Annotated in this window: 17 protein-coding genes; 3 read left to right on the forward strand and 14 right to left on the reverse strand. The window is 65.0% G+C overall.

Annotation, left to right across the window (positions count from 1 at the left end):
• Nucleotides 1-126: 126 nt before the first annotated feature.
• On the forward strand, nt 127-1323 hold the full coding sequence (locus E8E78_RS19880) for a cyanate transporter (RefSeq protein ID WP_084967109.1): 1197 nt from the start codon (nt 127-129) through the stop codon (nt 1321-1323).
• Here E8E78_RS19880 and E8E78_RS19885 read toward each other — a convergent pair.
• From E8E78_RS19885 to glcD, 7 genes are all read right to left on the reverse strand, one after another.
• On the reverse strand, nt 1316-2749 hold the full coding sequence (locus E8E78_RS19885; protein WP_049274923.1) for a PLP-dependent aminotransferase family protein: 1434 nt from the start codon (nt 2747-2749) through the stop codon (nt 1316-1318). The two genes, E8E78_RS19880 and E8E78_RS19885, sit on opposite strands and share 8 nt — an antisense overlap.
• 82 nt (nt 2750-2831) lie before the next feature.
• Nucleotides 2832-3170, reverse strand: coding sequence for a hypothetical protein (locus E8E78_RS19890; RefSeq protein WP_049274922.1), 339 nt, complete (start codon nt 3168-3170; stop codon nt 2832-2834).
• Between the two features lie 206 nt (nt 3171-3376).
• The gene (locus tag E8E78_RS19895) at nt 3377-5548 is read right to left on the reverse strand and encodes a malate synthase G (protein ID WP_061202403.1); all 2172 of its coding nucleotides are present in this window, start codon (nt 5546-5548) and stop codon (nt 3377-3379) included.
• A 140-nt stretch (nt 5549-5688) separates the two neighbouring features.
• Entirely contained in the window at nt 5689-6087 is a 399-nt protein-coding gene (locus tag E8E78_RS19900; RefSeq protein ID WP_016499132.1) for a heme-binding protein, read from the reverse strand.
• On the reverse strand, nt 6080-7315 hold the full coding sequence (glcF, locus tag E8E78_RS19905) for a glycolate oxidase subunit GlcF (RefSeq protein WP_084967108.1): 1236 nt from the start codon (nt 7313-7315) through the stop codon (nt 6080-6082). Before glcF ends, E8E78_RS19900 begins: the two co-directional genes overlap by 8 nt.
• Nucleotides 7316-7324: 9 nt before the next feature.
• Nucleotides 7325-8377 (reverse strand): glycolate oxidase subunit GlcE, encoded by a 1053-nt coding sequence (gene glcE, locus E8E78_RS19910; protein WP_059396340.1) that lies wholly within the window; start codon nt 8375-8377, stop codon nt 7325-7327.
• Nucleotides 8377-9876 carry a glycolate oxidase subunit GlcD gene (glcD, locus tag E8E78_RS19915; RefSeq protein ID WP_280313449.1) on the reverse strand — a complete coding sequence of 500 codons (1500 nt, stop codon included), beginning with the start codon at nt 9874-9876 and terminating at the stop codon, nt 8377-8379. The genes glcE and glcD overlap by 1 nt, the downstream gene beginning before the upstream one ends.
• Before the next feature lie 195 nt (nt 9877-10071).
• On the opposite strand from glcD, the gene glcC reads away from it, so the two are divergent.
• Complete coding sequence (gene glcC / locus E8E78_RS19920) at nt 10072-10836, forward strand: transcriptional regulator GlcC (RefSeq protein WP_016499136.1); 765 nt, start codon at nt 10072-10074, stop codon at nt 10834-10836.
• A gap of 121 nt (nt 10837-10957) precedes the next feature.
• On the opposite strand, the gene E8E78_RS19925 is transcribed toward glcC, so the two are convergent.
• The 4 genes from E8E78_RS19925 to E8E78_RS19940 form a co-directional block, all read right to left on the reverse strand.
• Nucleotides 10958-11275 carry a DUF2388 domain-containing protein gene (locus E8E78_RS19925; RefSeq protein WP_016487609.1) on the reverse strand — a complete coding sequence of 106 codons (318 nt, stop codon included), beginning with the start codon at nt 11273-11275 and terminating at the stop codon, nt 10958-10960.
• A 128-nt stretch (nt 11276-11403) separates the two neighbouring features.
• Complete coding sequence (locus E8E78_RS19930; protein WP_049276456.1) at nt 11404-12855, reverse strand: aldehyde dehydrogenase family protein; 1452 nt, start codon at nt 12853-12855, stop codon at nt 11404-11406.
• Entirely contained in the window at nt 12852-13820 is a 969-nt protein-coding gene (locus tag E8E78_RS19935; protein ID WP_059396342.1) for an NAD(P)-dependent oxidoreductase, read from the reverse strand. The genes E8E78_RS19930 and E8E78_RS19935 overlap by 4 nt, the downstream gene beginning before the upstream one ends.
• Before the next feature lie 10 nt (nt 13821-13830).
• Nucleotides 13831-15222 carry an FAD-binding oxidoreductase gene (locus E8E78_RS19940; RefSeq protein WP_016499139.1) on the reverse strand — a complete coding sequence of 464 codons (1392 nt, stop codon included), beginning with the start codon at nt 15220-15222 and terminating at the stop codon, nt 13831-13833.
• 200 nt (nt 15223-15422) lie between these two features.
• On the opposite strand from E8E78_RS19940, the gene E8E78_RS19945 reads away from it, so the two are divergent.
• Nucleotides 15423-16481 (forward strand): GlxA family transcriptional regulator, encoded by a 1059-nt coding sequence (locus E8E78_RS19945; protein ID WP_049272996.1) that lies wholly within the window; start codon nt 15423-15425, stop codon nt 16479-16481.
• A gap of 189 nt (nt 16482-16670) precedes the next feature.
• On the opposite strand, the gene E8E78_RS19950 is transcribed toward E8E78_RS19945, so the two are convergent.
• From E8E78_RS19950 to E8E78_RS19960, 3 genes are read right to left on the reverse strand one after another with little or no spacing between them, the layout of a single operon-like run.
• The gene (locus tag E8E78_RS19950) at nt 16671-17009 is read right to left on the reverse strand and encodes a RidA family protein (protein ID WP_049272997.1); all 339 of its coding nucleotides are present in this window, start codon (nt 17007-17009) and stop codon (nt 16671-16673) included.
• Nucleotides 17010-17020: 11 nt separating this feature from the next.
• Nucleotides 17021-17371: a cupin domain-containing protein gene (locus E8E78_RS19955; RefSeq protein WP_059396343.1), complete on the reverse strand. Its 351-nt coding sequence runs from the start codon at nt 17369-17371 to the stop codon at nt 17021-17023.
• Between the two features lie 12 nt (nt 17372-17383).
• Nucleotides 17384-18760, reverse strand: coding sequence for an MFS transporter (locus E8E78_RS19960; protein WP_059396344.1), 1377 nt, complete (start codon nt 18758-18760; stop codon nt 17384-17386).
• Nucleotides 18761-18776: the final 16 nt, after the last annotated feature.

Consider the following 18776-nt stretch of genomic DNA (forward strand, 5'->3'; position numbering starts at 1 on the left):
CACACATAAGCCGGAGGCCAATCGTCCATTCAGGTGGCCACTGACAAGCATCCAATCTCTTCATTTCTGCCAGGGCTGGCAAGCCGGGATAATGGCCCGGTCCTGCTACCAGAGAACCGATGCACAATGAGAGCTGCTTTGAACCTGTTGCTGGTGATTCTGCTGGCGCTGAACCTGCGGCCGATCCTGACCAGTATCGGCCCGTTACTCGAACCCATGCGCGCCAGCACCGGCCTGGGCTACCAGCAGGCCGCACTGCTGACAGCGTTGCCGGTGCTGTGCATGGGCCTGGTGCCGTTGCTGCAGCCGTGGCTGCGACGCTGGATCAGCGAGCACGGCGGCATGCTTGGAGGCCTGGCGGCCATTGCGCTGGCCTGCCTGTGGCGACTGCAACTAGATAGCGCCTGGGCGCTGATTGCCAGTGCTGTGGTCGCCGGCCTGGGGGTGGCGGTGGTGCAGGGCATGATGCCGGGGCTGGTCAACCGCTGGTTCCCCAGCCGCCTGGCGGGGGCGATGGGTTTGTACTCGGCGGCATTGATGAGTGGCGGCGGCATGGCCGCCGTGCTTGGCCCGCATATCAGCGGCCACTTCGGCCACTGGCAGGTCGGCCTTGGCCTGTGGGCGATCCCGGCACTGCTGGCGCTACTGGCCTGGGCCGTGCTGCGGCCTCGGCAGGGGCCGCCAAAGCTGGCCGGGGCCGCTGGCGGGCATTGGTTCGGCACGCGCCGGGCCTGGTTGCTGGCTTTGTACTTCGGCCTGATCAATGGCGGCTACACCAGCATGGTGGCCTGGCTGCCGGCGTACCACATCGAGCACGGCGGCAGCGCCCAGGGCGGCGCAGACCTGGTTGGCCTGATGACGGTCTTCCAGGTAGCCGGTGCACTGGGCTTGCCGCTGTTGCTGCGGCGCTGGGCTGACCGCCGCCCAGGCCTGTGGTTGGCGCTGGCAATCCAGCTGTCCGGCTTCCTTGGCCTGCTGCTGGCACCTACGCAGGCTTCGGGGCTGTGGGTTGCGATGATCGGTTTTGGCCTGGGCGCCTGCTTCAGCCAAAGCCTGACGCTGACCCTGGAGCACCTGAAGACGCCCGCCGAGGCCGGCAGCCTGGCGGCGTTCGTGCAGGGCATCGGCTTCATCATCACCGGTATCGTGCCGTATATCACCGGCTGGCTGCGTGACATGAGTGGCGACTTCCAGGCGTCGTGGACGCTGCTCACCGTGACCGTGCTGGCCATGCTGCTGGTGACCACCTGCTTCAACCCGCGTGGCTATGCCGCAGCCATCGCGCGACCAGCCCCAACAGGCAAGCCCGTGCCAGTCAACTGAGGCGTTGCAGGGTATCGCGCACCCGGTCCAGTGCCGGGTCGATGTCCAGCAGTTCGATGGCGCCGAAGCCCAGCAACAGCCCCGGGCGTGCCGGCGCTTCGCTGAAGAATGGCGCCAGTGAATACAGGCCGACCTCTACCTTGCGTGCGAGGTTGGCCAGCAGCTCCACATCCACCCCGGGCGCGGCCAAGGCGCTGAGGTGAAACCCGGCGCTGGCGGGGATTGGGCTGAACCATGGTGCCAGGTCGCCACCCAGGCGCGCCAGGATGCGCTCGCGGCGAGCGCTGTAGACATCGTGGCAGCGGCGGATGTGCTTGTTCAGGTGGCCTTCGCCCAAAAAGCGCGCCAACGCCCACTGCAGCAAAGTCGGGCTGTGCCAGTCACTGAGGTGCTTTGCCACGCAGGCGGCCTGCAGCACGGCTGGTGGCAGCACGGCATAACCCAGCCGCAACTCGGGTAGCAGGGTTTTGGAAAAGGTCCCCACGTAGGCCACCAGGCCATGCCGGTCGAGGCGCTGCAGGGCATCCGAGGCTGGCCCGTGGTAGCGGAACTCGCAGTCGTAGTCATCTTCGATGATCAGTGCGCCCAACTCGGCAGCTCGCGCCAGCAGGGCATGCCGGCGCGGCTCGCTCATGGGCATGCCCAGCGGGAACTGGTGCGAGGGTGTTACGTAGATCAGCCGGGTGCCGTCGGCGATCTGCTCCACGCACAGGCCTTCATCATCCACCGGCACCGATTGCAGGCGTGCCCCGAGGGCCAGGAACAGTTGCCGTGCCGGCGGGTAGCCGGGGTCTTCCATAGCCACCTGGCAGCCTGGCTCGACAAGTACCCGGGCGATGAGGTCCAGCGCTTGCTGGGCGCCGTTGCACACCAGCAGGTCGGCCGCGCTGCAGTGCACGCCGCGGGCGTAGGCGATGTGGTGGGCAATAGCTTCGCGCAGCTCCGGCAGGCCCTGCGCCTGGAACTGCCGTTCGGGGTGACGCTGGCTGCGGCGCAGGGCGTAATTCAGGCAGCTGCGCCATTGGTCGAACGGGAACTGCGACTTGCTCGATGCCCCGCCGACAAAGTCATAGCGCGAGGGCGTTTGCAGCTGGCGTTGGGCGAGCACGGTGGCGCGCTGCTGCCAGCGTTCGAGGGATGCGGCACCGGCCAGGGCAATGCTGGCGGACTCATGGTTGCGCAATGGTTGGCGCGGGGTGATGAACGTGCCACGGCCGACCACGCCGCTGAGCAGGTTGTCGTAGGTCAGCCGTGAGTAGGCCTCGGCCACGGTCTTGCGCGATACGCCCAGTTGTTCTGCCAGCAGTCGGGTGGGCGGCAGTTGGGTGCCAGCGGCCAGGTGGCCGCTGTCGATACCGGCGCGCAGTTGCTGGTAAAGCTGATCGGCCAGGCCTTTGCGGCCTTCCAGGCGAATGTGCAGTTCCATGGGGTGGTCCGGAGCGGGGGAGTGCTCAGGATAGCGGATTGGACAGGGAAGGGCATGGGGCTGCAAAGCAGCCCCAAAAAGCTCAGAACCGGGCGGTGCTCACGGTGATATAGCCCTTGTCCGCCACCGCGATGCGGATCACTGTCTCGTCTGCTGGCGCCTGGCGGTTGCGCTTGATACGCACGCCATTCACTGCGGCAGCTTTCAGGTGTTCGGTAATGGCCCGCCCGTTCGGGTCGAAGAACACCTCGCTGGCCAGCAACTCGATACGTTCGATCAGTTGCCGAGAGTGCTCGTCGGTGGCGCAGAAGAACATCACCCCCGACAGGTGGGGGTCTTCGTCGGGGTTGCTGATGTCATGGGCCAGCATTTCGCGCAGGCTGCTGCGCAGTTCGGCAATGGAGCGGGCGTACAGGTGCATACGGAACCTCCTCTGGATCGCGACCTTGCGTTGTCCAACACCGATCTTGTTTTCTGTGTGCAGAGGCAGCAAGTAGGACGCTTCTGAGAGGGCTGTGGGAAATTTCTGAATGCGCCGAACTACCGCCCTTGACTGGCAGGCGGTTGAGGCCGACGGCAAACTTCGCCGGCCTGCCCCGATCCCGTGTTGGGGACGCGTAGCCTCATCTAGCGTTGAGCCTCCTGCTTGAAGCGCAACCGCCAGCCATGCAACAACGGTTCGGTATAGCCACTCGGCTGCTCACGCCCCTTGAACACCAGCTCCCGAGCAGCGCGGAAGGCATGCGATGCCTCGAAACCGGCCGCCATCGGCCGATACGCCGGGTCCCCGGCATTCTGCTGGTCGACCACCCTGGCCATGCGCTGCAGGCTCGCTTCGACCTGTTCGTCATCCACCACCCCATGGTGCAGCCAGTTGGCAATGTGCTGCGCCGAAATGCGCAGGGTGGCGCGGTCCTCCATCAGGCCCACATCGTGAATGTCAGGCACCTTGGAGCAGCCGACCCCTTGCTCGACCCAGCGCACCACGTAACCGAGGATGCCTTGGCAGTTGTTGTCCAGCTCGGCCTGGATATCAGCGGCACTCCACGCCCGTTCTGGGCTGACCGGAATGCTCAGCAGGTCATGCAGCAACGCCTGGCGCTGGGCGCCCAGGTCAACCTGTTCAAGCGCCTGTTGCACGGCGGCGACGTCTACCTGGTGGTAGTGCAGCGCATGCAGCGTAGCGGCAGTGGGCGACGGTACCCAGGCGGTGTTGGCACCGGCCTTTGGCTGGGCAACCTTTTGTTCGAGCATGGCCGCCATAAGGTCAGGCATGGCCCACATGCCCTTGCCGATCTGCGCCTTGCCGCGCAGGCCACAGGCCAGGCCGACCAGCACGTTGCTGCGTTCGTAGGCCTGGATCCAGGCGGTGCCTTTCATGTCGCCCTTGCGCAGCATGGCGCCGGCTTCCATGGCGCTGTGCATCTCGTCCCCGGTGCGGTCGAGGAAGCCGGTGTTGATGAACACCACCCGTGATGCGGCACTGGCGATGCAGGCCATGAGGTTGACGCTGGTGCGCCGCTCCTCGTCCATGATGCCCATCTTCAGGGTATGCGCAGGCAAGCCCAGCAGGGCCTCGACACGGCCGAACAGCTGGTCGGCGAAGGCCACTTCGGCCGGCCCGTGCATCTTCGGCTTGACGATGTACAGGCTGCCTTCGCGGGAGTTGCCGCGGCGCTTGAGATCGTGCAGGCCGATCAGGCTGGTGACCACGGCATCGAGGATGCCTTCGGGGATTTCCCGGCCATCGCGGTCATGGATGGCCGGGTTGGTCATCAGGTGGCCGACGTTGCGGATGAACAGCAGCGAGCGGCCCGGCAGCGTCAGGGGGTGGCCGTTTGCACCCTGGTACTGGCGGTCGGCGGCCAGGGTGCGGCTGAAGGTCTTGCCGCCTTTGCTGACCTGCTCGCTGAGGTCGCCCTTCATCAGGCCCAGCCAGTTGCGGTAGACGTTGACCTTGTCGTCGGCATCCACGGCAGCTACCGAGTCTTCGCAGTCGATGATGGTGGTCAGCGCGGCTTCCAGGGCGATGTCCTTGACCCCGGCCAGGTCCTGTTGGCCGATTGCACTGGTCGGGTCGATTCGGATTTCGAAATGCAGCCGGTGGTGCTCCAACAGGATCGCCGTGGGTGTGCTCGGCTCACCCTGATGGCCATGAAGCTGCGCTGGATTCTGCAACCCGACCTGGCGGCCGTCGGCCAACGTCACGTGCAGCGTACCCTGGTAGATCGCATAGACCTTGGCGTCGCTGTGTGACGCACCGTCGAGTGGGGCGCTAGCGTCGAGGAACTGCCGGCCATAGGCAATCACCTTGGCGCCGCGTACCGGGTTGTAGCCCTGGCCGCGTTCGGCGCCAGCGGTTTCGGCAATGGCATCGGTGCCGTACAGCGCATCGTAGAGGGAACCCCAGCGGGCGTTGGCGGCGTTGAGAGCGTAGCGGGCATTGCTCAGCGGCACGACCAGCTGCGGGCCGGCTTGCACGGCGATTTCGCGGTCGACCTTGGCGGTGTTGATCTGCACGTGTTCGGGGGCGTCGACCAGGTAGCCGATGCCCTGCAGGAAGTGCTGGTAGGCGGCCATGTCGTGGATCGGGCCGGGGTGCTGGCGGTGCCAGTTGTCCAGCTCGGTTTGCAGGCGCTGGCGTTCGGCGAGCAGGGCGCGGTTTTGCGGGGCGAGGTCGTGGACCAGGTTGCTGAAACCTTGCCAGAAGGCGTTGGCTTCGATGCCGGTACCGGGGAGGACTTCGTCTTCGATGAAGCGCTGGAGGGTGGGGGCGATCTGGAGTTGGTGGTTTGGCATTGTCTGTCCGCTCGATTGTCTTTCTTCGGGAAATCAGTTGCCTGTGCGGGCCTCTTCGCGGGCTTGCCCGCTCCCACAGTTACTGCGTGGGTTCGGGACCTGTGGGAGCGGGCAAGCCCGCGAAGAGGCCGCTACAGGACTCAGAGGGCAGCAGCCCCAGCCTTGGCCACCTGGGCATCCTGTTCGGACTTGACCCCGGACACGCCAATGGCACCCACCACCTGGCCATCCACTCGCAATGGCACGCCACCTTCCAGGCTGGTCAGCAGCGGTGCGGTGACGAATGCGGTACGGCCACCGTTGACCATTTCCTCGTAATCCCGTGTTTCCTTGCGCCCCAGCGCGGAAGTCCGGGCTTTTTCCACGGCAATGTAGGCACTGGCCGGCGCACAACCATCCATGCGCTCCAGGGCCAGGGGGTGGCCACCGTCGTCGACCACGGCGATGGTCACGTTCCAGTGTTGGGCCAGGGCTTCCTGGCGGGCGGCGGTCAGCACACGGGCGACTTCGGCCTGGCCGATAACGAACTTGCTATGCATGAGGGGGCTCCGGGTTCAAGGCTGCTTCGACGATTTCGATCCAGTGCCGTACTGGCGTGCGCCCGGCCCCATCGAGGTGGGCCTGGCAGCCGATGTTGGCGGTGGCGATGACTTGCGGTTTGCCGCTTTCCAGTGCGTTGAGGCGGTTGTCACGCAGTTGCAGCGACAGCGCCGGCTGGGTCAGCGAATAGGTGCCAGCCGAGCCGCAGCACAGGTGGCCGTCCGGCACCGGGGTCAGGGTAAAGCCCAGGCGCGTCAGCAGCGCCTCTATCGCGCCCCCCAGCTTCAGGGCGTGTTGCAGCGTACAGGGGCAATGGAAGGCCAGGCGTTGTTCGGCGCACAGGCCTAGTTGCTCGACCGGCTCATCGCGCAATACTTCTACCAGATCGCGGGACAGGGCGCTGACCCTTGCTGCTTTGGCTGCGTAGCGCGGGTCGTGTTCCAGCAGGTGGCCATAGTCGCGCACGAACGCGCCGCAGCCGCTGGCGGTTTGCACGATGGCCTCGGCACCTGCTTCGATGGCAGGCCACCAGGCGTCGATATTGCGCCGTGCACGTTGCAGGCCTTGCTCCTGGGCATTGAGGTGGTAGTCCACCGCGCCACAGCAGCCGGCTTGGTGGATGGGTTCGATGCTGATGCCCAAGCGGTCCAGAAGGCGTGCGGCGGCGGCATTGGTATTGGGCGACAGTGCCGGCTGCACGCAGCCTTCCAGCATCAGCACCCGGCGTACATGGCGCGGTGTCGGGCGCTGGCCGGGTGGGGTTATCCGCGCCGGCAGCTTGCGCTTGAGCGTGGCCGGCAACAGCGGGCGCAGGGCTTGGCCACCGCGGGTCAGGGCCTTGAACAGTGCCGGGCGCGGCACCACCGCGCGCAGGCCCTGGCGCAGCAGGCGCTGGCCAAGCGGGCGCGGTACCTGCTGTTCGACCACGGCGCGGCCGATGTCCAGCAGGTCGTGGTACTTGACCCCGGATGGGCAGGTGGTTTCGCAGTTGCGGCAGGTCAGGCAGCGGTCCAGGTGCAGTTGGGTGCTGGCGGTTACCGGCTCGCCTTCGAGCATCTGCTTGATCAGGTAGATACGCCCGCGCGGGCCGTCCAGTTCATCGCCCAGCAGCTGGTAGGTGGGGCACGTGGCGGTGCAGAAACCACAGTGCACGCAGGACCGCAGGATGCTTTCGGCTTCGTCGGCGCGGGCCAGCTGGCGGGATGTTTCGCTCAGGTTGGTTTGCATGGTCTGGCCTCACAGGTCCGGGTACAGGCGGCCAGGGTTGAATACCGCCTGGGGGTCGAGCTGCTGCTTGAGGGCGCGGTGGTAACGCATCAATGCGGCGGGCAGGGGCGCGCTGCTGGCTGCACCGGGGGCGTAGCAGGTGGCGTGGCCACCCACCTTGGCGACGTGGTCGCGAATCGCCTGCGCCGGTGCGCTGGATTTCAGCCAGCGCTGGGCGCCCCCCCAGTCGATCAGTTGCCGGCCGGGCAGGTGCAGCTCGCCGGTGGCGTTGGGCAGTGACAAGCGCCAGAGCGGCGCAGGGTCGTTGAAGAACGCCAGGCGCTGTTCGCGCAGGTCGCTCCAGAAACCGCTGTCGAGGGTATCGCCGCCCAGGCGCTGGCGTGCCGACTGCACCGAGCCTTCACCGCCTTCCAGGCGCAGGTACAGCGCGTCGCCGTCATGGCAGGCGGCGCTGATCGGCAGTGGCTGCTGCCCCCACTCGGCCAGCGCTTCCAATGCCTGGTGGCAGCCCATCGGCAGGCGCAGGCTCAGGCACTCGCGCGGCCGAGGCAGCACTTTCAGGGACACCTCCGTCAACAGCCCCAGGCAACCAAAGCTGCCCGCCATCAGCCGAGATACATCGTAACCGGCCACGTTCTTCATCACCTCGCCACCAAAGCGCAGCAGCTTGCCGTGACCGGTGATCACCCGCGTGCCGAGCACGTAGTCACGTACCGACCCGGCCCACGGCCGCCTGGGGCCGGACAGCCCCGCCGCGACCATGCCGCCCAAAGTGGCCTCGGGGCCCAGGTGCGGGGGTTCGCAGGGCAGCATCTGGCCAGCCTCGTGCAGGGCTGCTTCTATGTCACGCAGCGGTGTGCCTGCCCGGGCGGTGAGCACCAGTTCCGTCGGGTCGTAGCTGACGATGCCACGGTGGCTGCGGGTGTCGAGTACTTCGCCGGCCACCGGGTTGCCGAGCATGGCCTTACTGTTGCTGCCCTGGATACGCAGTGGCGTGCCCTGGTTCAAGGCCTGGTTGACCTGCTCCAGCAGGGCCTGGCTGATGTCGCGGTTCATGCTCATCAGAAGCGCTCCAGGTCGGGGAACGGCAGTTGGCCGTGGTGCACGTGCATGGCGCCGAACTCGGCGCAGCGGTGCAAGGTGGGAATGTTCTTGCCGGGGTTGAGCAGGCCCTGGGGATCGAAGGCGGCCTTGACCGCGTGGAACAAGGTGATTTCATCGCTGTTGAACTGCGCGCACATCTGGTTGATTTTTTCGCGGCCTACGCCGTGCTCGCCGGTGATGCTGCCGCCCACCGCCACGCACAGTTCGAGGATCTTGCCGCCGATGGCTTCGGCCCGCTCCAGCTCGCCGGGCAGGTTGGCATCGAACAGGATCAGCGGGTGCATGTTGCCGTCGCCGGCGTGAAACACGTTGGCCACGCGCAGGCCGTATTCGCTGGACAGGTCACTGATGCCCTTGAGCACCCGCGGCAGTTCGCGGCGGGGGATGGTGCCGTCCATGCAGTAGTAGTCCGGGGAAATGCGCCCCACCGCCGGGAAGGCGTTCTTGCGCCCGGCCCAGAAGCGCACGCGCTCGGCCTCGTCGCAGGCCAGCCGCACCTCGCGCGCGCCGGCTTGGGTCAGCACGGCGGCCACCCGTTCGCAGTCGTCGTGCACATCGGCCTCCACGCCATCCAGTTCGCACAACAGGATGGCCGCCGCGTCCACTGGGTAGCCGGCGTGGATGAAGTCTTCGGCAGCGCGGATGGCCAGGTTGTCCATCATTTCCAGGCCGCCTGGAATGATGCCGGCGGCGATGATTTCGGCCACCGCCCGGCCAGCGTCCTCGACACTGTCGAAGCAGGCCAGCAGCACCCTTGCCACCTGAGGCTTGGGCAGCAGTTTAACGGTGACTTCGGTGACGATGCCGAGCATACCTTCAGAACCGGTGAACAGCGCCAGCAAGTCGAAGCCGGGGCTGTCCAGGGCATCGCTGCCCAAGGTCAGGTGTTCCCCTTCGACCGTGAGAATGTCCACCTTGAGCAGGTTGTGCACGGTCAGGCCGTACTTCAGGCAGTGCACGCCACCTGCGTTCTCGGCAACGTTGCCACCGATGGAGCAGGCAATTTGCGAGGAGGGGTCTGGTGCGTAGTACATACCATGGGGTGCGGCGGCCTGGGAGATGGCCAGGTTACGTACGCCGGGCTGCACACGGGCGTAGCGGCCCTGCGGGTTGACCTCCAGGATACGGTTGAAGCGTGCCATCACCAGCAGGATACCCTTGGCCAGCGGCAGGGCACCGCCCGACAGGCCGGTACCGGCGCCACGCGCGACCACCGGTACACCGCGCTGGTGGCACAGCTTGAGCAGCGTCTGCACCTGCTCCAGGCGCTCGGGCAGTACTACCAGCAGCGGTACCGTGCGATAGGCCGACAGGCCATCGCATTCGTAAGGTTTGAGGTCTTCTTCGCGGTGCAGGATATCGAGGTCCGGCAGGGCACTTCGCAGTGCCTGCAGCAGCTCTGCCTGGTCCACGGCGGGCAGCGCGCCATCGACGCGTTCGTCGTACAGGATATTCATCGGCTCACTCGGCAACGGTTTTTGTTGTTGTTGGCAAAGCGGTCACCGTTGCAGCCTGCGCGTGCCAGCAGCAGTGGTCGAGCATGGCAGGCACTGGTCCTACCAGTTTTTCTTCCGGGTACTGGTGATTGATGGGTTTACCCGGCTAGATTGGGGCAGGTGGTCTAACTGGTCCTACCAGCAGGAGGGTGCGCAGTGGTTACTGATGGCAAGGCCAAGGTCGCCGACCAGGTGGCCGAGCGGGTGGAGCGGCTGATCGTCGATGGCGTGCTGAAGGTGGGCCAGGCCCTGCCTTCGGAGCGGCGGTTGGTAGATAAGCTGGGTTGTTCACGCTCGGCTCTGCGTGAAGGGCTACGCATTTTGCGTGGGCGCGGCATCATCGACACCGAGCAGGGGCGAGGCTCGTTCGTTGCCGACCTGACGGGGCAGGCGGGTACCACACCGTTGATGCACCTGTTCAGCTCGCAGCCACGCACGCTGTTCGACCTGCTGGAGGTGCGGGCGTTGCTGGAGGCCGAGTCGGCGCGGCTGGCGGCGTTACGCGCCACCGAGGTCGACCGCTTGCTGATTCGCCGGCGTTATGAAGAAATGCTGGCGGCCCACGAGGCGGCAGAGGCGCTGGACGCCCGTGAGCACGCCCGCCGTGACCATGCCTTCCACCGGGCGATCAGCGAGGCGTCGCACAACCCGGTGCTGGTACATACCCTGCAATCGCTCAGTGACCTGACCTTGAGCACCGTGTTTGCATCGGTCAACAACCTGTATTGCCGCCCTGCGCAGAAACGCCAGATTGATCGGCAGCATGCGCGGCTGTATCACGCGGTGATGGAGCAACTGCCGGAGCAGGCGCAGCGGGCGGCGCGTGAGCATATCAACGGGATACGCGACAGTTTGCGGGAGATCGAACAGGAAGAGCAGCGCCTGGTCAGGGCGACCATGCGCATGGATGGCTGGGGGTGAAGTCGCCTGTGCCGGCCTCTTCGCGGGTAAACCCGCTCCCACAGGAAACGCACTAGATCTGAAGGCTGTGCAGTCCCTGTGGGAGCGGGTTTACCCGCGAAGAGGCCGGTACTGGCTGACTTCAATGATCGGCTATACGGTCATCCTGGGAAAGAATAGCCCTGGCCAGCTCTTCATCATTGGCCTGCAGCCCAGGATGGTCCTTGCGGGCCTGTTCCAGCGCCGACTCTACATAGGCGCCACGGATCGCACCGCCGCTGGCGACGAAGGCAGACAGCTCGTCACGGGCCGGGATGATCCGTTTGTCGTCCTTGAAGGTCGAATACAGCGAAGCGGAAACACCGGCCGAGGTGGCGACGTCGCCCGCATCGACGCGGGCCAGGGCAGCACCAGCAGGCAGCAGGAGCAGCAGCGCAGGGGCGAGGAGTAGGTGGCGCATGACGTGTTCTCCAGTAGCGTGAAGCACAGGGAAATAAACCACTCAGTGCTTAAGAGAGCCGAGGAGTGCAGGTAGTTCCCTTTGCGGGCTGGAGATTGTCGGGGCCGCAAAGCGGCCCCCCGGCCCGTTCAGGCCAACTGGTAGGTGGTCTTCACCCGGGTAAAGAATTGCCGTGCATGCGTCCCCTGCTCACGCGAACCCAGGCTCGATGCCCCGTTCCCCCCGAACGGCACGTGATAATCCACCCCGGCAGTCGGCAGGTTGACCATCACCATCCCCGCCGAGCTGTTGCGCTTGAAATGCTCGGCATGACGCAGCGAGGTGGTGACGATACCGGCCGACAGGCCAAACGCCGTGTCCTCGGCGGCAGCGAACGCTTCGTCATGGTCACGCACCTTGAGTACGCTCAGCACCGGCCCGAAAATTTCTTCGCGGTAGATGCGCATGTCCGGCGTCACCTCGGTAAACAGCGCCGGGGTGAAAAAGTACGCCCCTGCCAGGTTGTCGATCCGCTCGCCGCCACACACCAGTTTCGCGCCCTGTTCAAGGCCGGCGGCCACGTACGCCAGGTTCTGCTCCAGCTGCCGGCTGTCGACCACCGGGCCAATGTCGGTGCTGGCCTGTAGCGCATCGCCTACCTCCAGTGCGCGGGTGCGTTCGGCCAGGCGTGCGACGAAGGCATCATGAATGCCTTCGGTCACGATCACCCGCGAGCTGGCGGTGCAACGTTGGCCGGTGCTGTAGAACGAACCGTTCAGCGCCACCTCCACTGCCTGTTCCAGGTCGGCATCGTCCAGCACGATCAGCGGGTTCTTGCCGCCCATCTCCAGCTGCACTTTCTTCATACCTTCGGCGGCCAGCCGGGCAATTTGCCGGCCGGTATGCTCAGAGCCGGTAAAGCTGATGCCATCGACCAACGGCGAACGGATGATGGTATCGCCGACGCTGCGGCCCGGGCCGATCAGCATATTGAACACACCTGCCGGCAAACCGGCGCGGGAGATGATGTCGGCCAGCGCCCAGGCCGAGGAGGGCACCAGTTCGGCCGGTTTGAACACCACACAGTTGCCAAAACACAGCGCCGGGGCGATCTTCCACGCCGGGATGGCGATGGGGAAGTTCCACGGGGCGATGATGCCGACCACGCCCAGTGGTTGGGTGAATACATCGATCCCCACGTCCTGGCGCACTGACTGGTACTTCTCGCCTTCGGCACGCAGCGCTTCCTGGGCGTAGAACTTGAACGAGCGCCCGGCACGGTCCACTTCGCCCAGGGCTTCGCGCAGCACCTTGCCTTCTTCGCGGGCAAGCAGGGTCGCCAGTTGTTCGCGGCGGGCGAGGATTTCCGTACCGATGAAATCCAGCGCGTCGGCACGCTGCTGCGGGTTGCTGCGCGCCCACGCCGGTTGCGCGCGGCGGGCAGCGGTGATGGCCCGCTCGGTCAGCAACTGATCCGCGCGTTCGAAGCGCTCTACCACTTCACCCGGGTCGGACGGGTTGCGGTTTTCCAGGACGTCGGCGCTGCTGCCGAGCGGGACGAAGGCGCCATCGACGTAGCTGCTTTTGGTGGCAAGGGTCATGCGGTGCGAATCCTTTTTTTAGAAACCTGGCGGGCGACGAAGTCGTTGATGTTGTCCACGGCGCTGTCCATCAGCTGCTGCATGGCGTCTTCGCTGCTCCAGGCGATGTGCGGGTTGAGCAGGAAGTCGTCGCGATCGATCAGTTCGAACAACGGGTTGCTGGGGTGCAGCGGCTCCACTTCCACTACATCCAGCGCCACACCGCCCAGGCGCCCCTGTTGCAGCGCCTGAATCAGCGCCGCTTCGTTGACCACGCCGCCGCGGCCGGTGTTGACCACGATGGCATCGGGCTTCATCAATGCCAGCTGCCCCGCATCAATGAGGTTGTAGGTTTCTGGCGTGAGCGGGCAATTGATCGACAGCACGTCGCAGCTTTTCAGCAGCTCGGCCAGCGGCCGGCAATCGGTGCCCTTGCGCTTGCCGCCGCGGTCCTCGAACAGCACCTGCATGCCGAATGCCCGCGCCAGGTGCGCCAGGCGCAGGGCAATCGGGCCGCTGCCGATGATCGCCAACTGCTTGTCGCGCACATCGCGGATGCGGTGGTTGAAGTAGATGTTCTGGTACGGCTTGTCGCCGGCATGCACCTGGCGCATCAGGCGGGTGAAGGCGGCCGGGCGGCGGAACAGTTCAAGGATCATCGCCAGGCTGTGCTCGGCCACGGTGTTGGCGGCATAGCCCGGTACGCTCGATACTTTGATGCCGTTGGCTTCGCAATAATCGACATCCACGATGTCACGGCCGGTCAGGGCCAGCGAGATCATCTTCAGCCTGGGCAACTGGCGCAAGTGCTCTTCGCGCAGCGGCACGCTGCAGGTCAGCGCCACGGTCGCGTCTTTGAGGTGCTCCGACACCTGGTCGGGGTGGGTGTAGGCGTACTGCTGCCAGCTGTGATCGCAGTCGGGGCGCTTGAGGCGGGTGGAAGGCGCCAGGCCTTCGTCGTCAAGGAAGACGATATGTTCGCTCACGGTCTTGTCCTTATTTTTTCTGCGCGGGCACGTAACCGGCGGGCGCCATGCCCACAAGCTGGCGGGTGATGAAGCCGGCGTCCTGGTCGTGGTCTTCCAGCGACTCCTTGCGCACCAGCGCATCGCGTACCAGGTGCGCACCAATGAAGCGCAACGGCTCTGGCGGCAGCAGCTTCATCTTCTGGTTGACCAGGCCACAGTTGGCCCACTCGTCGTTGGCATGGGTGGCCAACGACTTGATGATGCGGCTGGCAAACACAGTGGTGGCCACGCCGTTGCCGGAAAAACCGATGCCGTAGCTGACGGTCTGGTGATGGTCGAGGTAGCCGAAGTTGGGCAGGCCCTTCATGGCCCGGTCAATCGGCCCGGTCCAACTGCTGACCACCGGTACATCCTGCAACTGCGGGTACAGGCGGCGCAGTTCGGCAGCGACCTTGTCGGCGGCCGGCGAGGGTTTTTCATACAGGTCGCCAATGCGCCCGGCATAGGCGAACTGGCCCAGCGGCTTGCCGAACACCACGCGCCCGTCAGGGGTGTTGCGCCAGTAATTGAGCACGGTGCGCGAGTCGGTCATGCATTCGCCGCCGCTGAAACCGATGGCGTCGAGCTTGGCCTTGACCGGCGCGGTGGCGACCATGTCGCTGGACATGATCGCGATCATCCGACGCAGCTCGGGGAATTGCGCGCCCCAGGCGTTGAGCGCCAGCACCACGTGGTTGGCCTTTACATGGCCTTTGGCGGTGTGCACCACAGGGTGCTTGCCGCGCTGCAGGTGAGTGAACGGCGATTTCTCGAAAATCTGCACGCCCAGTTTCAGTGCCACGCGGCGCAGGCCGCGGGCCAGCATGGCGGGCTGCACAGTGGCCGCGTTGGGGTCGAAGATGCCACCCAGCACCAGTGGCGAGCCGACGCGCCCGCGAATGGTCTGGCGGTCCAGTTCCTGGAACGGGTTTACGTCGAGTTTCTGCAGGCCGTCGGTGAGCACGCGCCAGGAGTTCATCTGCCGCTGGTTGGTGGCCGTCCACAGCCAGCCGTCCTTGCGGTACTGGGCGTCGATGCCGTGCTCCTGGCAGAAGCTGCCGATCTCGTCGATGGCCGACTCGGCGGCTTCGCAGATGCGCCGCGCTTCGACATCACCGCAGATGTTGCGCACCGACAGGTACTTGCCCCACCAGTTGGTGGCCACGCCACCGTTGCGCCCGCTGGCACCCGAGCCGCAGCGGTCGCGCTCGACGATGACGATGGTTTTTTCCGGGTGCGCCTGTTTCAGGCGGATGGCCGACCACAGGCCAAGGAAGCCACCGCCGACGATGCACACGTCGGCTTGAATCGAGTCCTGCAGGGCAGGGGCCAGGTCGTTGTCCAGGTCAAGCGCCTGGGCATACCAGAATCCACGGTACATGAGGGGTGCCTCTGAGCATGTTTGTCTTGTGCCTGCATGATGCTCAGCCGGGCGAGTGCGCTGATATTACAGCCATGACAATTGATAGAACGGCGCCGCCTTTTGTCACGCATTTCCTATTTGTGGGGATGCATATGATATGACGGACGCAGGGCGCGCTTTAGAATGGCGCCATTATGGATGTCACGAGGCCAGCGTTCATGTTTGCCGAACAACAAGAAGAACCGGTAAAAGCCCCCGTCATCACTGCGCAGGTCAAGCCAGAACTGCGGGTAGGCTTCGTGCTGATGAACCACTTCACCCTGGTGCCGGTGGCGGGCTTGGTGGACTCGCTGCGCTTTGCTGCGGACAAGTCATTCCGCAGCCAGCAGGTGTTCTGCCAGTGGGACTGGATGACGCTGGACGACCAGCCGATCACCGCCAGTTGCGGCATGCCCATTTCGCCGACCAAGCCGCTTAACCTGTTTGCCCAGTACGACTATGTGGTGCTGGCCGGTGGCCTGCTGGACGAAACCCGCAACCCGCCGGCCTGGCTGCTGGATGCGCTGCGTGAGGTGCATGCGGCGAATATCCCGATCATCGCCTTGTGCTCGGGGTCGTTCGTGCTTGGCAAAGCCGGGCTGCTCGATGGCCGGCGCTGTGCGCTGCATTTCACCTTGCGTGACGAGTTCAAGGAGCGTTTTCCACTGGCCACGGCGGTGATCGACAAGAGCTACGTGGACGACCGCGGCATCATTACCTGCCCGGGCGGCACGGCCATTGACCTGGCGGCCAACCTGATCCGCCGGCATTGCGGCGCAGTGCGGGCGCAGAAGGGGCTGGAATACCTGCTGGTGGATGAGCGCGCCGAAGAGCAGGACAAGACGGCCAGCGAATGCGTGTACCAGAACGACCGCGTGCAGCGGGCGATCAGCTTCATGCGCGCCAACCTGGATGCCTCGATGACGCTCAAGGCCGTGGCTGAAGCGGTGGGCACCCACCCCCGGCAGTTGCACCGTGAATTTGTGGCTAATACTCAGGAGCCGCCGGCCAACTACTGGCGCAAGTTGCGCCTGGACCATGCCCGGCGGTTGCTGGTGAACACCAGCCAGAACATCACCACCATTGCGTTGGCGTGCGGGTTTTCCGATGCGTCGCACTTTATCTTGTGGTTTCGCAAGCAGTACGGTGAGACGCCGTATAGCTTCCGCAAGCGCAGGCATGAAGTGGAGCGGTTTGACTGGCATGGCGACAAGGTAGGGCTGGACCCGGAGCTCTAGCAGACTGCACTAATTCTCGCTGTGGATCGCGGACACTGTGGGAGCGGGTTCACCCGCGAACACCGGCGAAGCCGGTGCCATCCATCGCGCTGGATTCTTCGCGGGTGAACCCGCTCCCACAGTGATCGCGCCAGCTTTCAGATCTTGAGCAAAAAAGTTGCCTCCGCAAAGGGAGCGCGCGATGGGGAGTTAGAGCTGGCAGAAGGCCTGGATCTCGATGCGGTACTCAGGGGCAGCCAGGGCGGCACCTACACAGGCCCGCACCGGTGGCTGATCTCCCACCCAGGCGTCATACACCTCATTCATCGCCGCAAACTCACCCATATCCGCTAGCCAGATCTGCATGCGGGTGAGGTTGCCCTTGCCCGCACCGATCTGCGCCAGCCACTGCTCCAGCTGCGTCAGCACGCAGCGGGTTTGCGCAGCGATGTCGCCTGGCTGCAGGGCCACAATGCCGGCGGTTTCGATACGGCCATCCACCAGCACCATCTGGCTGGCCCGTTTGCCAGGGTTGATACGTTCGATCATCGGCTCGTTCCTTAGAACAGCACGTAAGTCTTGCGCAGGGTTTCGCGAATGTCCCAGACACCCTCGCAGTTCTCCGGGAACAGCACTGCGTCGCCGGCGCGCAGCTCCACCGGCTCGCCACCGTCGGGGGTGAAGGTGCACCAGCCGCTGACAATGTGGCTGAACTCACGGTTTTTCAGGTGCCGGCGGAACACACCCGGGCTGCTTTCCCATACGCCGATGCTGGCGCCGACGGCTTCGTCGGTCTGGTTCTGGGCGGTGGCTGCCTGGGCGACGGGTTCACCGATCGGCAGGCGGGCCGGGGCAGGGGCACCCAGCGACGCGAGAGGGGCATTGCGCACGACAGTCAGTACTTGGTTCACGAAAAGGCTCCTTCAGGCTTTACGAACAGCGGGTTTGGCAGCGGTAGAGGTGCGGGTGGGGTTACCAAGCGCCGCGGCTTGCTGCAGGTCGAGCTTGCTGGTCTCGGGGGCGAGCCACCACGAAATCAGGGCGCCGAACAGCGAGATCAGGGCGGCAGCGAACATGGTGTTGGCAATGCCGTAGGAGGCCAGGGATATCGGCACCAGGTACGTGCCCACGGCCGCGCCGATGCGTGACAACGAAGTGGCCAGGCCCACCGCCGACGCACGGATTTCGGTCGGGAACAACTCGTTGGGGTAGACGTATTCAAGCACCTGGGCGCCGCCGATCAGTACGGCATAGGCCCCGAACAGCACCAGTACGGTCGTTGGCGAGGCATCCGGGAACACCCCCAGCAGCACCAGCGACATACCCGACCAGAGGAAGCTGTGGATCAGCATGTTGCGCCGGCCCAGGCGGTTGATCAGTTTGGTGGCCACCAGGCAGCCCAGGGTGAACAGCAAGGTGATGGCGATGGAGCCAAAGGCCGCCCAGTCGCCTGTCAGTTGCAGTGCCTGCAGCACTTTGGGGGCGAACGAGTAGATGGCGAACAGCGGCACGATCGCGCAGGTCCAGAACAGGGTGACAAAGGCCATGCGCTTGCCGTATCCGGAGTGGAACAGCGACCACACCGACACCGGTTTGTCGCTGGTCTGCTCTGGCAGGTCGGCAATGGAGTAGTCTGGCCCGTAGACTTTCTTGATCACGGCGTCGGCTTCGGCGGTTCGGCCTTTGCTTAGCAGCCAGCGTGGCGATTCCGGTGTGCCACTGCGGGCAATCAGGAACAGCGCACCCGGTATCAGGGCGCTGGCCAATACATAGCGCCAACCGTCTTCACCGCCCACACGCAGCAGCAGTTCGCCGACCATGTAGGCCACGGCGGCACCGGCAAACCACATCAGCACCATGGCCGCCAGCAACGGCCCACGTTGCTTGCGTGGCAGGAACTCGGCCAGCAACGACGTGGCGATCGGGTAGTCGGCACCGACCGCGATACCGATCAGCAACCGCCAGGCGAACAGGGCCCAGGCCGACTCGACCCAGAACTGCGCCACTGAAAAACCGACGATGGCGACCAGGTCGATCAGGTACAGGACCTTGCGCCCGTACTTGTCAGTGAACCAGCCACCGAGAAAACCACCCAGGAAGACACCAATCAATGCTGACGCGGCGATCAGCCCTTCCCACAGGGCCGACAGCTGCAAGGCATTGGTAATTTGCAGCATGGCGACGCCGATGATGCTCAGCACGTAGCCATCGAGAAAAGGCCCGCCAGCGGAATAGACCGTCAGTTTGCGGTGGAACCCGTTGAGCGGCGCATCTTCTACGGAGCGTTTGGAAACGGACATACGGCTTACCTCTTGT

The sequence above is a fragment of the Pseudomonas sp. BN505 genome (assembly GCF_029873175.1).
GTDB lineage: Bacteria > Pseudomonadota > Gammaproteobacteria > Pseudomonadales > Pseudomonadaceae > Aquipseudomonas > Aquipseudomonas putida.